We start from the raw sequence: 13,647 nt of genomic DNA on the forward strand, positions 1-13,647 counted from the left end.
ATGCGGTGGGATTCCCGGCGTGCGGCCTCCACCGCGTCGATGCGTTCACCGAAAGCCGCGAAGAACGCTTGCGTGCGCTCGACGCACAGCACGTCGAAGTCGATCTCGGCGGAGGAGAACCGGGAGTAGAACTGGTCGGTGGTGCGCTGCCACACGGGCCAGGCGCGGTCACTGCCGACCAGCGCGCGCAGGCCGCACCGCGAGGCGCGTTCGCTGTCCAGGAGCGTGTCGTCGATGTCGAGGCAGACGGCCTTGATCTGTCCGGTGTCGCGGGTTGCGGACCCGTCAGGCGCGGATGTCACCCCGAGAGGCTAGGTGCTCCCGGCGGGTGCCCGACTCGGCCAACGCGGTGATCCTGGGCCGCTGATTCGGTTGAGCCTGCCCGCTGCCCGGAGCAGCGCGGCCGGGCGGATGCGGGCAGCTGCGCACATCCGCCCGCCGGTCAGCCCAGCGCGGCGCGCAGCCGTTCGAGGGACGTCCGCCTGCCCAGCAGTTCCATCGACTCGTACAGCGGCGGGGAGACCGTGCGCCCCGTGACGGCCACCCGGACCGGGGCGAACGCCTTGCGCGGCTTGATGCCCAGCCCGTCCACGATGGCGTCCTTGAGCGCCTGCTCGATCGCACCGGTCGTCCACTCCGGCAGCGGCTCCAGCGCGGACACCGCCGCTTCCAGCACCGGACGAGCATCCTCGCCGAGCGCCTTGGCCGCGGAATCCGGCTCGGGCGCGAACTCCTGCCCGGCGAACAGGAAACCCATCATGCCGACCGCGTCGGAGAGCACGATCAACCGCTCCTGCACCAGCGGCGCCGCGGCACGCACCACGGCGAGCTGCTCCTCGGTCGGCTCCGCGGGCAGCACCCCGCCCTCGATGAGGTAGGGGACCACGCGCAGCACGAAGTCGTCCGGGGCCAGGGCACGCAGGTGCGCGGAGTTGATCGCGTCGGCCTTCTTCTGGTCGAAACGCGCCGGATTGGCGCTGACCCGCCCGATGTCGAAGGCGTCGACCATCTCGTCGAGGGTGAACACGTCCCGGTCATCGGAGATCGACCAGCCCAGCAGCGCCAAGTAGTTGAGCAGCCCCTCGGGCAGGAAACCGCGCTCGCGGTGGTGGAACAGGTTCGACTTGGGATCGCGCTTGGAGAGCTTCTTGTTGCCCTCGCCCATGACGAACGGCAGGTGCCCGAACTGCGGCGTGGAATCGGTGACGCCCACTCGCTGCAGCGCTTCGTAGAGCGCGATCTGGCGCGGGGTGGAGGACAGCAGGTCCTCGCCACGCAGCACGTGGGTGATGTCCATCAGCGCGTCGTCGACCGGATTGGTCAGCGTGTAGAGCGGATCGCCGTTGCCGCGCACCAGGACCGGGTCCGGGATGCTGCCCGCGGGGAAGGTGATCTCCCCCCGGACCAGGTCGGTGAACGTGATGTCGTGCGCGGGCATCCGCAGGCGCAGCACGGGAGTCCGCCCTTCGGCGCGCAATTCCGCCCGCTGCTGCTCGGTGAGGTCCCGGTCGTGGTTGTCGTAGCCCAGCTTGGGGTCGCGACCGGCGGCGCGGTGCCGCTGCTCGACCTCCTCCGGGGTGGAGAACGCCTCGTAGAGCTCACCGGCGTCGAGCAGCTTGCGGGCGACGTCGTCGTAGACGCCGCGCCGCTGGCTCTGCCGGTACGGGCCGTGCTCGCCACCGACCTCCGGCCCCTCGTCCCAGTCGAGGCCCAGCCAGTTCAGCGCGTCGACGATCGCGTCGTAGGACTCCTCGGTGTCCCGGCTGGCATCGGTGTCCTCGATGCGGAACACCAGGGTTCCCCGGTGGTGCCGGGCGAAGGCCCAGTTGAACAGCGCGGTGCGGATGAGCCCGACGTGCGGGGTGCCGGTCGGCGACGGGCAGAACCGGACGCGCAGCGGGTGCGCAGCGGCGGGGGTGGCGGCTTCTGGCGTGCTCATCACGCGGTCAGCCTATCCACCCCGGGACGTGTGTTGACGCCGGACTCCCGGGCGCGTCACCCTGGTGGTGTTCAACAAGCGTTGAACGATGCCCGAACGGCCTCGGAGCAGCTGGGAGGCTCCCGGTGGAACGCACCACCTGCTGCATCGTCGGCGGCGGACCGGCCGGGATGGTGCTCGGCCTGCTGCTGGCCCGCAGCGGCGTCGCCGTGACCGTGCTGGAGAAGCACGGGGACTTCCTGCGCGACTTCCGCGGGGACACGGTGCACCCGACCACGCTGCGGCTGCTGGACCAGATCGGGCTCGGTGCGCGGTTCGCGGATCTGCCGCAGCGGCACCTGCAGCAGATCCGGATCCCGGTCGGACCGGACGGAGACCTGTTCACCTTCGGCGATTTCACCCGGCTGCACCCCCCGTACAACTACATCGCCATGGTGCCGCAGTGGGATTTCCTGGACATGCTGGCGCAGGCCGGCGCGCAGGAACCGCCATTCACGCTGCGGATGAACACCGAGGCGACCGAACTCATCCGCGAAGGCGGCCGGGTCAACGGCGTCCGCTACCGCACCGCCGACGGCGGCACCGGGGAACTGCGCGCCACCATCACGATCGCCTGCGACGGGCGGGATTCGCAGGTGCGTGCGCTGCCCGAGCTCGGACTGCAGGACTTCCCCACCCCGATGGACGCCCGCTGGTTCCGCATCCCGCGCGAACCCGGCGACCCGGCCGGCGGGCTCGGCGTCATCCGCGACGGTGCGTTCACCGCACTCCTGGACCGCGGCGACTACTTCCAGGCGGCCTCGATCATCGCCAAGGGCACCGATGGGACCGACCGCGCGCAGCGCTCGATCGCGGAGTTCAACGCGGATCTCGTCCGCAGGCTGCCGTGGCTGGCCGGGCGGAGCCTGGTCGCCGACTGGGACGACGTCAAAGTGCTGCACGTCAAGCTGGACCGGCTGCGCAAGTGGCACGTGCCCGGTCTGTTGTGCATCGGCGACGCCGCGCACGCCATGTCCCCGGTCGGCGGGATCGGCATCAACCTCGCGGTGCAGGACGCGGTCGCCGCCGCGCGCCACCTCGCCGACCCGCTGCGCGAAGGCCGGCTGCGCCGCAGGCACGTCGCAGCGGTCCAGCGGCGCAGGTGGCCCACCACCGTGCTGGTCCAGCGGTTCCAGCGACTCGCGCACGACAACGTGGTGGGCCCAGCCCTGCACGGTGCGATCGATTTCGGCGCCCCCGCGCGCATGCCGCTACCGGTGCGAGTCCTGCAGAACGCCCCGGTCCTCGGCGCCGTACCGCCCTACCTGCTCGCCTGGGGAGCGATTCCGGAACAACCGCCGAAAGCCGCCCTGCGCTAGCGACCGCGGCTCGTCAGCCCTGCTGCACCGGGTTCGTGAGCATGCCGAGTCCGTCCACGGCCACCGACACCTGCTGGCCCTGCTGCATCGGACCGACGCCCTCGGGCGTACCGGTGAGGATGACGTCGCCCGGCAGCAGCGTCATGATCCGCGAGATCCAGGAGACCAGCGCCGCGACGTCGTGCATGAGCAGCGAGGTGCGCGACTGCTGCTGGACCTCACCGTCCAATTCGGTCCGGATCTCCAGGTCGGACGGGTCCACCCCGGTGTCGATCCACGGCCCCAGCGGGCAGAACGTGTCGTAGCCCTTGGCCCGCGTCCACTGCCCGTCGGCCTTCTGCTGGTCGCGGGCGGTCACGTCGTTGGCGATCGTGTAGCCCAGCAGCACGTCCCGGCCGCGCGCCTCCGGCACGTCCTTGCACGGCTGGCCGACGACCGCGGCCAGCTCGCCCTCGAAGTCGACCCGCTCGGAGTTCGGCGGGAGTTTGATCGGACTGCTCGGCCCGACCACCGAGGTGGACGGCTTCATGAAGATGAGCGGGTTCTCCGGCGCCTCGGTGCCCATCTCCTGCGCGTGCGCGGCGTAGTTCTTGCCCACGCAGATCACCTTCGTGGGCAGGATCGGTGCCAGCAGCCGGACGTCGGACATCGGCCACTTGCGGCCGGTGAACGTGGGATCGCCGAACGGGTGCTGATCGATCTCCACGGCCAGTGCCTTCTCCTGCGGAGCCGACGGATCAGGCTCCAACGCGACGAAGGACACCCCGTCGGAGTGGGCAACGCGTGCCAGGCGCAAAACGACCTCCGGATTCGAGTGCAGACGTCCGGCCAGCTTAACGCGCCCGGGAGGAGCCGACGGCGGATCGGGCGGCGGCCTTGTACGCCAGCGCGTCGCACAGCGCCAGCCAGCTGGCCTCGACGATGTTGCCGTGCACGCCGACGGTGGTCCATTCCTCGGCGCCGTCCCGGGATTCCACCAGCACCCGGGTCACCGCGTCCGTCCCGGCGGCGTCCGCCAGGATCCGCACCTTGTAGTCGGCCAGCTCCACATCGCCCAGCCACGGCAGGTGCGGGACCAGGGCTTCGCGCAGCGCCGCGTCGAGCGCGTTGACCGGGCCGTTGCCCTCCGCCGTGGCGATGACCCGCTGCCCGGTCACGTGCACCTTGACCGTGGCCTCGGCCACGACCTCGCCGTCGCTGCGGTGGTCCAGCACCACCCGGTAGGACTCCAGCTCGAACGGGACCGGCAGCTGACCGGTGCCGTCGGCTTCGGCCTTCTCCCGGCGCAGCAGCAGTTCCAGCGAAGCGTCGGCGGCCTCGAACGACCAGCCGCGGGCTTCGAGTTCCTTGACCCGGCGCACCGCGGCGGTGATCGCGTCCGGCGATCCGGCCAGATCCACCCCGAGCTCGGCACCCTTGAGCTCCAAGCTGGCCCGGCCGGCCATCTCGGTGACCAGCACGCGCATCCCGTTGCCCACGCGTTCCGGGTCGATGTGGTTGTACAGCTCGGGATCGACCTTGATCGCGCTGGCGTGCAACCCCGCCTTGTGCGCGAAGGCCGACTGCCCGACGTAAGCCTGGTGCGCGTCCGGGCCGATGTTGGCGATCTCGGCGAGCGCGTGCGCGACCCGCGTCGTCTCGCGCAGCCCGCCCTCGGGCAACACCGGCATGTCCAGCTTGGTCGCCAAGTTGCCGAGCACGGCGAACAGATCGGCGTTGCCCGCGCGTTCGCCGTACCCGTTGGCGGTGCACTGCACGTGGCTGGCACCGGCCTGCACCGCGGCGACGCTGTTGGCCACCGCGCAGGAGGTGTCGTCCTGGCAGTGGATGCCGATGCGGAACCCGGTGCGCGCGATGACCTCCTCGACGGTCCGGGCCAGCTGCAGCGGCAGTTGACCGCCGTTGGTGTCGCACAGCACCGCGACGTCGGCGCCGGCGGTGACCGCCGCGTCCAGCACGCGCAGCGCGGTGTCCGGATCGTGCGCGTACCCGTCGAAGAAGTGCTCGGCGTCCACGAACACCCGCCGCCCCGCACCGACGAGGTGGCGCACCGTGTCGGCGACCATCGCGCAGTTCTCCGCCGGATCGGTGCGCAGTGCCCGCTCGATGTGCCTGCGGTCCGCCTTGGCGACCAGGGTGACCACCGGGGCGCCGGAATCCAGCAGCGCCCGCACCTGCGGGTCGTCCACGGCCGCGGTGCCAGCGCGACGGGTGGACCCGAACGCGACCAGTGCCGCGTGCTGCAGGTCCAGTTCACCCGCCGCGGCGCGGTGGAAGAACTCGGTGTCCTTGGGCAACGCCCCGGGCCAACCGCCCTCGATGAACCCGACGCCGAGCGAGTCCAGCAGCCGGGCCACCGCGAGCTTGTCGGCGACCGAGTAGGAAATGCCCTCGCGCTGGGCCCCGTCGCGCAACGTCGTGTCGTAGACGTGGAAGTCGTCGCCGAGCGGGGTCGACGCCGGGATCGTGCGGCTCACTGGAGTTCTCCTGTCCCTCGACTCGCGGGCGTTCCCGGGCAACAAAAAAGACCCCCCGCTGATGCGAGAGGTCTGCGCGCCGGGGGTGCGGAAGTCGTCACCCGGCGCGCTCGCCGATAATGCTCGTGCTGCGGGAAGCCATCACCGGCATGCTGCCACATCCCGCGCCCGTTCCCACCCGGTGCGCGGACAACGTCACATCCCGGGACGCCGCGGCGGACGGCGACGGATCACCGGGCGCCGCGGCGGACGGGAGCTCAGGCCTGCGGGGCCACCTCGCGGGAGGAGACCAGCGCCGCCAGCCGGTCGCCGATGGCGAACGTGGCGCCGGGCGCGGAGTGGTCCCGGGTGGCCAGGTCGAAGGCGATGGACGCCTCCACTCGCCGGGACGCCTCGGCCAGGCCGACGTGGTCGAGCAACATCGCCACCGACAGCACCGCCGCGGTGGGGTCGGCCGCGCCCTGCCCGGCGATGTCCGGAGCACTGCCGTGCACCGGCTCGAACATGCTGGGGTTGCGTCGGGTGGCGTCGATGTTGCCGCTGGCGGCCAGCCCGATACCGCCGGTGATCGCACCCGCCAGGTCGGTGATGATGTCGCCGAACAGGTTGTCGGTGACGATCACGTCGAACCGGCTCGGATCGGTGACCATGTGGATGGTGGTGGCGTCCACGTGCTGGTAGGCGACGGTGACGTCCGGGTACTGCAGCGAGACCTCTTCGACCACCCGCGACCACAGCGAGCCCGCGTGGCTGAGCACGTTGGTCTTGTGCACCAGCGTCAGGTGCTTGCGCGGCCGGTTCGCGGCGCGGGCGAACGCATCGCGCACCACCCGCTCGACGCCGAAGGCGGTGTTGAGGCTCACCTCGGTGGCGATCTCGTGCGTGGTGTCCTTGCGCAGCAGACCGCCGTTGCCCGCGTACGGCCCCTCGGTGCCCTCGCGGACCACGGTCATGTCGATCTCGCCGGGCTCGGCCACCGGGCTCTTCACCCCGGGGTAGAGCCGCGCGGGGCGCAGGTTGACGTGGTGGTCGAGCTCGAAGCGCAGCCGCAGCAGCAGCCCGCGCTCCAGGATCCCGCTGGGCACCGACGGGTCGCCGACAGCGCCCAACAGGATCGCGTCGTGCTGGCGCAGTTCGCCGAGCACCGATTCCGGGAGCAGCTCACCGGTCGCGTGCCACCGGGCCGCGCCGAGGTCGTAGCGCGTGATCTCGGTGTCCGGAACGACCTCGTTGAGCACTTTCAGCGCCTCGGCCACAACTTCCGGCCCGATCCCGTCACCGGGAATCACCGCGAGCCGCATCTGCACACCTCCCGAGAAGCACCCCGTCTTCGGGGCTCGATCTGTTGAGCCGCAGGCTACCGGCCACCGATCAACCCCCGGCACGCCGGACCCACCAAGTGGTTGAAGCATCCCGATGCGTGGGACACCCGTCCGGGGCCGGAACGCGCAGCGGGGCCGCCACGAACACCGTGACGACCCCGCTACCTCACGCTTTCGGCTGGCTCTGCCGACCGGTGCAGCGAGCGCACCGGTCGGCGGAACGAGCCCCGCGGCCCTGCTCCGACGCCGACCGTGGCGACCGCGGTCAGTCGAAGCTGACCGTGCGGACCACGTTGGCGCCGACCGCGGCACCGATCGGCTCCAGCACGCCCGCCTCGACCGGGCGGTCCACCCGCAGCAGCATGATCGCGTCCGCGCGCTCGGTGGTCTGGCTGACCGTGGCGGCCTCGATGTTCACGCCGACCTCGCCGAGCAGCGTGCCGACCTTGCCCATCACGCCCGGGCGGTCCGGGTACTCCAGCAGCAGCACGTTGCCCTCGGCGCGCAGGTCGAAGTGCCGGCCGTTGACCTCGATGAGCTTCTCCACCTGGTTCGGGCCGGACAGCGCACCGGACACCACCGCGGACCGGCCGTCGGCCAGCGCGGCGCGGATCGAGACCACGCTGCGGTGGTTCGGGCTCTCCGAGGTCGTGCGCACGTCCACCTGCACCCCGAGCTCCTCGGCCAGCTGCGGGGCGTTGACGAAGGTGACCTGGCTCTCCACGGCACCGGCGAACAGTCCGCGCAGCGCAGCCAGCTGGAGCACCGAGACGTCCTCGTCGGCGAGCTCACCGCGGGCCTCGATGGTCACCGAGTTCGGGGTGGAGCCCAGCACACCGGACAGCAGCTGGCCCAGCTTCTGCGCCAGCGGCAGGTAGGGGCGCACCTCTTCGCCGACGGCACCGCCCTGCACGTTGACCGCGTCCGGCACGAACTCGCCGGCCAGCGCCAGCCGCACCGAGCGGGCGACGTCGGTGCCCGCGCGGTCCTGCGCCTCGGCAGTGGAGGCACCCAGGTGTGGGGTGACCACCGTGTTCTCCAGCTCGAACAGCGGGCTGTCCGTGTTCGGCTCGGTCTTGTAGACGTCGATGCCCGCACCGCCGACCTGGCCGCTGCGCAGCGCGTCGGCCAGCGCGTCCTCGTCGATGAGCCCGCCGCGCGCGGCGTTGACGATGAGCAGCCCCGGCTTCGCCTTCTTCAGCTCCTCCGCCCCGATGAGGCCGAGCGTCTCGGCGGTCTTGGGCAGGTGGATGGACAGCGCGTCGGCGCGGGAGAGCAGCTCCTCCAGGCTGACCAGTTCGATGCCCAGCTGCGCGGCGCGGCCCGCCGACACATAGGGGTCGTAGGCGATCAGGTGGGTGCCGAACGAGGCGACCCGCTGCGCGAACAGCTGGCCGATCTTGCCGAGGCCCACCACGCCCACGGTCTTGCCGTTGAGCTCGATACCGGAGTAGGAGCTGCGCTTCCACTCACCGTTGCGCAGGCTGGCATCGGCCGGGGCCACGTTGCGGGCCAGGGACAGCAGCAGGGCCATCGCGTGCTCGGCGGCCGAGACGATGTTCGAGGTCGGCGCGTTGACGACCATCACGCCGCGCTCGGTGGCGGCGGGCACCTCGACGTTGTCCAGCCCGACACCGGCGCGGGCCACGACCTTGAGCTGCGTGGTCGCGGCGAACACCTCGGCATCGACCTTCGTGGCGGACCGCACGATCAGCGCGTCCGCTCCGGCGACCGCTTCGAGCAGCGCAGGCCGGTCGGTGCCGTCCACGTGGCGGATCTCGACCTCGTCACCGAGGGCGTCGATCACGGACGGTGCCAGCTTCTCAGCAATCAGGACGACAGGACGGCTTGCGTTGGTCACGGGCGAGCTCCATCTAGCGAGGATCACGGTCGGCACGGCGTTGTGCCCGGACGGGCTCGCAGTTTAACGGCGGTTTGAGAAAGTGTTCACAAGGGTGTAGTCCGTATCACCGGTGCGAATTCCGTCGATTGCGCACCATCATCGCTGATCAACAGGCTTTCCCCGAACACCGGAACCGCTGGTCGGACCGGGTCCGCAGCAGCGCTCGCCCCGCCCTCACGGCTCGTCGAACTCCCCGTCCTTGGCGCCGGCCACGAACGCCTCCCACTCCTCCGGAGTGAAGACCAGGACCGGCCCCTCCTGCTGCGCCCCGTTGCGCATCCCGATGTAGCCGTCCACGAACGCGACCTCGACGCCCGGCTCGGTCGGATCATCGGTGCTGGTGATCCACTCGGCCCCGGAGAAGTCGAGCCGGTGCCGGATGTGGGCCTTGTCATCGGCGATCTCGTGCTCGTCTGCACTCACGATGCGTACTCTATCGCTCACTCTCCGGCGGCCTCCGCGCGCGTTGCCGGGCCCGGAACGCAACGGGCCCGGCACCTCCGGTGGGAGGAACCGGGCCGTTCGCACACCGGCCGCCGCGGGATCGCCGCGCGGGCCGAGCAGGGGAAGCGGCGGGACCGGTACCGGTCCTCCCGCCGCGGCCGATCGCGGGGCGCGCCCCGCGATCAGCACCTCACTTGCCGGTCCAGGACATCAGGCTGCGCAGCTTCTTGCCGACCTCTTCGATCTGGTGCGCGTTGCCCGCGGCCTGCAGCTTGTCGAAGTTCGGGCGGCCGCCGTCGTCCTCGGCCACCCACTCCTTGGCGAACGAGCCGTCCTGGATCTCGCCCAGGATCTTGCGCATCGACTCCTTGACGTGCTCGTCGATGACCCGCGGCCCGCGGGTGAGGTCGCCGTACTCGGCGGTGTCGCTGCAGGAGTAGCGCTGCCCGGCGATACCGCCCTCCCACATCAGGTCCACGATGAGCTTGAGCTCGTGCAGCACCTCGAAGTAGGCGATCTCCGGCTGGTAACCGGCCTCGACCAGCACCTCGAAACCGCTCTGCACCAGGGCGCTGGTGCCGCCGCACAGCACGGCCTGCTCACCGAACAGGTCGGTCTCGGTCTCCTCGGTGAAGGTGGTCTTGATGACCCCGGCACGCGCACCGCCGATCGCGGCGGCGTAGGCCAGCGCGAGCGCCTGCGCGTTGCCGCTCGGGTCCTGCTCCACGGCGATCAGGCACGGGACGCCCTTGCCGTCCACGAACTGGCGGCGCACCAGGTGGCCCGGGCCCTTTGGCGCGACCATCGCCACGTCCACGTCCGCGGGCGGCTGGATCAAGCCGTAGCGGATGTTGAACCCGTGGCCGAAGAACAGCGCGTCGCCCGACTTCAGGTTCGGCGCGATGTGCTCGGCGTAGATCTCGCGCTGCTTGGTGTCCGGCGCCAGGATCATGATCAGGTCCGCCTCGGCGGAGGCCTCGGACGGGTTCAGCACCCGCAGGCCGTCCTCCTCGGCCTTGGCCCGCGACTTGGAGCCCTCCTGCAGGCCGATGCGCACGTCGGCACCGGAGTCGCGCAGGCTCAGCGCGTGCGCGTGGCCCTGGCTGCCGTAGCCGATGACCGCGACCTTGCGGTTCTGCACCAGACCGAGGTCGGCGTCGGCGTCGTAGAAGATCTCAGTTGCCATGTCGTTCCGCGTTTCCTTTCGGGAGTTCTTCGGTTCTCGGCCCGGTGGCGGGGTTTCCGGGGGCACGCCGCCGACTGCCCGGCGGCAGGCGGATCAGCGCGGTGCGGTGGCGGTGATGGACCGGGGACCGCGCCCGATCGCGATCGAACCCGACTGCACCATTTCCCGGATCCCGTAGGGCTCCAGCATGCGCAGCAGCGCGTCGAGCTTATCGGCGGTCCCGGTGGCCTCGATCGTGAGCGCTTCCGGGGACACGTCCACAACCTTCGCGCGGAACAGCTGCACCGTCTCCAGCACCTGGCTGCGCACCGACGCGTCCGCACGCACCTTCACCATCAGCAGTTCCCGCTGCACCGCCGAGTCGGGTTCCAGCTCGACGATCTTGATCACGTTGACCAGCTTGTTGAGCTGCTTGGTGACCTGCTCCAGGGGCTGCTCGCCGACGGCCACCACGATCGTCATCCGGGAGATCTCCGGGTGTTCGGTCGGACCCACCGCCAGCGACTCGATGTTGAAGCTGCGCCGGGAGAACAGCCCGGAGACCCGGGCCAGCACACCCGGGACGTTCTCCACCAGCACGCTGAGCGTGTGTCGGGTCATCGGCACAGCGCTGCTCATGCTTCCTCCTCGTCGAACAGGGGCCGGATGTCGCGCGCCGCCATGATCTCGTCGTTGCTCTTGCCTGCGGCGACCATCGGCCACACCTGGGCGTCCTTGCCCACCACGAAGTCGATGACGACGGGTCGGTCGTCGATCTCCATCGCCCGCTGGATGACGCTGTCCACGTCCTCTTCGGACTCGCACCGCAGTCCGACGCAGCCGTACGCCTCGGCGAGCAGCGTGAAGTCCGGGATGCGGTGCTTGTGGGTGCCGAGGTCACTGTGTGAGTAGCGCTCGGCGTAGAAGAGGTTCTGCCACTGCCGGACCATACCCAGGTTGCCGTTGTTGATGACGGCCACCTTGATCGGCAGGTTCTCGATGGCGCAGGTGGCCAGTTCCTGGTTGGTCATCTGGAAGCAGCCGTCGCCGTCGATGGCCCACACGGCGCTGTCCGGGACCCCGGCCTTGGCGCCCATCGCGGCGGGAACCGCGTAGCCCATCGTGCCCAGGCCCCCGGAATTGAGCCAGGTCCGCGGGTTCTCGTAGCCGATGAACTGCGCCGCCCACATCTGGTGCTGGCCGACCCCGGCCGCGTAGACGGCCTCCGGTCCGACCAGCGCGCCGATGCGCTCGATCACGTACTCCGGGGAGAGGCTGCCGTCGGCAGGCCGGTCGTAGCCCAGCGGGAAGCGGTCCCGCCAGTCCGCCAGCTGCTCCCACCAGGAGGTCAGGTCCGGGGCGATGTGCTCCTCGGCCGAGACCGCCTCGGTGAGCTCAGCGATGACGTCCTTGCAGTCGCCCACGATCGGCACGTCGGCGTGCCGGTTCTTGGAGATCTCCGCCGGATCGATGTCCGCGTGCACGATCCTGGCCTCGGGCGCGAACGAGGACAGCTGCCCGGTCACCCGGTCGTCGAACCGCGCGCCCAGCGAGATCAGCAGATCGGAGCGCTGCATCGCGGTCACCGCGCCGACCGTGCCGTGCATGCCCGGCATGCCCAGGTGCAGCGGGTGCGAATCCGGGAACGCCCCGCGGGCCATCAGCGTGGTGACCACCGGGATCCCGGTGTGCTCGGCCAGCACGCGCAGCTCCTCGGCCGCCTCGGCCTTGATGACGCCGCCGCCGACGTAGAACACCGGGCGCTGCGACTCGGAGATCAGCCGTGCCGCCTCGCGGACCTGCTTGCCGTGCGGCTTGCTGGTCGGCCGGTAGCCGGGCAGCTTCATCTCCGGCGGCCAGGAGAACGACAGCTCCGCCTGCTGCACGTCCTTGGGGATGTCCACCACGACCGGCCCGGGGCGGCCGCTGGAGGCGATGTAGAACGCCTCGGCGATCACCCGCGGGATGTCGGCCGGGTCGGTCACCAGGAAGTTGTGCTTGGTGACCGGCAGGGTGATCCCGCAGATGTCGGCTTCCTGGAAGGCGTCGCTGCCGATCAGCCCGGTGGTCTGCTGCCCGGTGACCGCCACGACCGGGACCGAGTCCATCTGCGCGTCGGCCAGCGCGGTGACCAGGTTGGTCGCCCCCGGGCCGGAGGTGGCCATGCACACCCCGACGCGGCCGGTGGCCTGCGCGTACCCGGTGGCGGCGTGCCCGGCGCCCTGCTCGTGGCGCACGAGGACGTGCCGCACCTTGGCCGAGTCCAGCAGCGGGTCGTAGGTCGGCAGGATGGTGCCGCCGGGGATCCCGAACACCGTCTCGCAGCCGACGGACTCCAGGGAACGGACGAGCGCCTGCGCACCCGTCAGCTTCACCGGGGCCCCGCTCGGCGGAGCGGGCTTGGGACGGCGTCCCGGCGGTGGCGCCGGGACCGGATTCTGCCTGGTATTGGCGCTGGTCATCGGGTCTGCCTCGGGGTCGGGAGTGGGACCGGACATCAAAAAACCCCCGCGGACCCACACGGGTCCTACGAGGGTTGGCGCGTCGACGCTGCGAACTTCCTAGGCGGCGACGCGCCGGGGAAGTACGAGAATCTCGTTGTTGCGCAGCATGGATCGGACGTTAGTCGGCCCGCGGACTCCCCGTCAAACGATGCGGGAGGCGTTTCCCGCGGAGTGGACACGGCGCCCCGCACCCCGGGAGCGCACGGCGCGGCGTCGTCGCAGTTCAGCCGCCCCGCGCGGCCCGAGCGCCGACGACCGGGTGTGATGCACACCGCAGGCCGGTCGGCCGCGCACCACAGTGCGCGGCGATCGATACCGCAGGTGAGACCATCGCAGGCGTGAGCCAGACCCCCGAGGAAACCCAAACCCCCAAGGAAACCCAAACCTCCGAGAGCACCCAGACCTCCGAGAGCACCCAGACCTCCGAGAGCACCCAGACCTCCGAGAGCACCCAGATCACCGAGAGCACCCAGACTCCCGAGGTGGCCGGCCGGCCCGGCGAGTCCACCGGGCGGACCGACGCGACCGCCGCGCA

12 protein-coding genes are annotated in these 13,647 nt (G+C 70.8%); 2 read left to right on the forward strand and 10 right to left on the reverse strand.

Annotated elements, in window-relative coordinates; genetic code table 11:
- Positions 1–302, reverse strand: a 302-nt coding sequence (locus IQ251_RS17310; RefSeq protein WP_502362407.1) for an HAD family hydrolase, incomplete at its 3' end; no start/stop codon positions are given.
- A 140-nt stretch (positions 303–442) separates the two neighbouring features.
- Positions 443–1,939 (reverse strand): glutamate--tRNA ligase, encoded by a 1,497-nt coding sequence (gltX, locus tag IQ251_RS17315; RefSeq protein ID WP_193929687.1) that lies wholly within the window; start codon positions 1,937–1,939, stop codon positions 443–445.
- Between the two features lie 125 nt (positions 1,940–2,064).
- On the opposite strand from gltX, the gene IQ251_RS17320 reads away from it, so the two are divergent.
- A complete protein-coding gene (locus IQ251_RS17320; RefSeq protein ID WP_193929669.1) occupies positions 2,065–3,297 on the forward strand; it encodes an FAD-dependent oxidoreductase in 1,233 nt (410 codons plus the stop codon).
- Positions 3,298–3,310: 13 nt separating this feature from the next.
- Here IQ251_RS17320 and IQ251_RS17325 read toward each other — a convergent pair whose 3' ends face one another.
- From IQ251_RS17325 to IQ251_RS17360, 8 genes are all read right to left on the reverse strand, one after another.
- On the reverse strand, positions 3,311–4,093 hold the full coding sequence (locus tag IQ251_RS17325) for a fumarylacetoacetate hydrolase family protein (RefSeq protein WP_193929671.1): 783 nt from the start codon (positions 4,091–4,093) through the stop codon (positions 3,311–3,313).
- 37 nt (positions 4,094–4,130) lie between these two features.
- Positions 4,131–5,774, reverse strand: coding sequence for a citramalate synthase (gene cimA / locus IQ251_RS17330; RefSeq protein ID WP_193929673.1), 1,644 nt, complete (start codon positions 5,772–5,774; stop codon positions 4,131–4,133).
- 257 nt (positions 5,775–6,031) lie between these two features.
- The gene (locus tag IQ251_RS17335; RefSeq protein WP_193929675.1) at positions 6,032–7,075 is read right to left on the reverse strand and encodes a 3-isopropylmalate dehydrogenase; all 1,044 of its coding nucleotides are present in this window, start codon (positions 7,073–7,075) and stop codon (positions 6,032–6,034) included.
- Between the two features lie 286 nt (positions 7,076–7,361).
- The gene (gene serA, locus IQ251_RS17340) at positions 7,362–8,957 is read right to left on the reverse strand and encodes a phosphoglycerate dehydrogenase (protein ID WP_193929677.1); all 1,596 of its coding nucleotides are present in this window, start codon (positions 8,955–8,957) and stop codon (positions 7,362–7,364) included.
- A 216-nt stretch (positions 8,958–9,173) separates the two neighbouring features.
- On the reverse strand, positions 9,174–9,422 hold the full coding sequence (locus IQ251_RS17345; protein WP_193929679.1) for a DUF397 domain-containing protein: 249 nt from the start codon (positions 9,420–9,422) through the stop codon (positions 9,174–9,176).
- Between the two features lie 211 nt (positions 9,423–9,633).
- A complete protein-coding gene (ilvC, locus tag IQ251_RS17350; RefSeq protein WP_193929681.1) occupies positions 9,634–10,629 on the reverse strand; it encodes a ketol-acid reductoisomerase in 996 nt (331 codons plus the stop codon).
- A gap of 93 nt (positions 10,630–10,722) precedes the next feature.
- The gene (gene ilvN, locus IQ251_RS17355) at positions 10,723–11,229 is read right to left on the reverse strand and encodes an acetolactate synthase small subunit (RefSeq protein WP_193929694.1); all 507 of its coding nucleotides are present in this window, start codon (positions 11,227–11,229) and stop codon (positions 10,723–10,725) included.
- Positions 11,230–11,243: 14 nt separating this feature from the next.
- Positions 11,244–13,070 (reverse strand): acetolactate synthase large subunit, encoded by a 1,827-nt coding sequence (locus tag IQ251_RS17360; protein WP_193929683.1) that lies wholly within the window; start codon positions 13,068–13,070, stop codon positions 11,244–11,246.
- 380 nt (positions 13,071–13,450) lie between these two features.
- On the opposite strand from IQ251_RS17360, the gene IQ251_RS17365 reads away from it, so the two are divergent.
- On the forward strand, positions 13,451–13,647 hold a 197-nt coding region (locus IQ251_RS17365; RefSeq protein WP_193929685.1), incomplete at its 3' end, for a hypothetical protein.

The organism is Saccharopolyspora montiporae (genome assembly GCF_015209505.1).
GTDB lineage: Bacteria > Actinomycetota > Actinomycetes > Mycobacteriales > Pseudonocardiaceae > Saccharopolyspora > Saccharopolyspora montiporae.

What these genes read in the sequence shown, in the direction of transcription:
- gltX (WP_193929687.1), bottom strand. Translation starts at nt 1,939, where the DNA reads ATGAGCACGCCAGAAGCCGCCACCCCCGCCGCTGCGCACCCGCTGCGC.
- IQ251_RS17335 (WP_193929675.1), bottom strand. Translation starts at nt 7,075, where the DNA reads ATGCGGCTCGCGGTGATTCCCGGTGACGGGATCGGGCCGGAAGTTGTG.
- ilvC (WP_193929681.1), bottom strand. Translation starts at nt 10,629, where the DNA reads ATGGCAACTGAGATCTTCTACGACGCCGACGCCGACCTCGGTCTGGTG.
- ilvN (WP_193929694.1), bottom strand. Translation starts at nt 11,229, where the DNA reads ATGACCCGACACACGCTCAGCGTGCTGGTGGAGAACGTCCCGGGTGTG.
- IQ251_RS17360 (WP_193929683.1), bottom strand. Translation starts at nt 13,070, where the DNA reads ATGACCAGCGCCAATACCAGGCAGAATCCGGTCCCGGCGCCACCGCCG.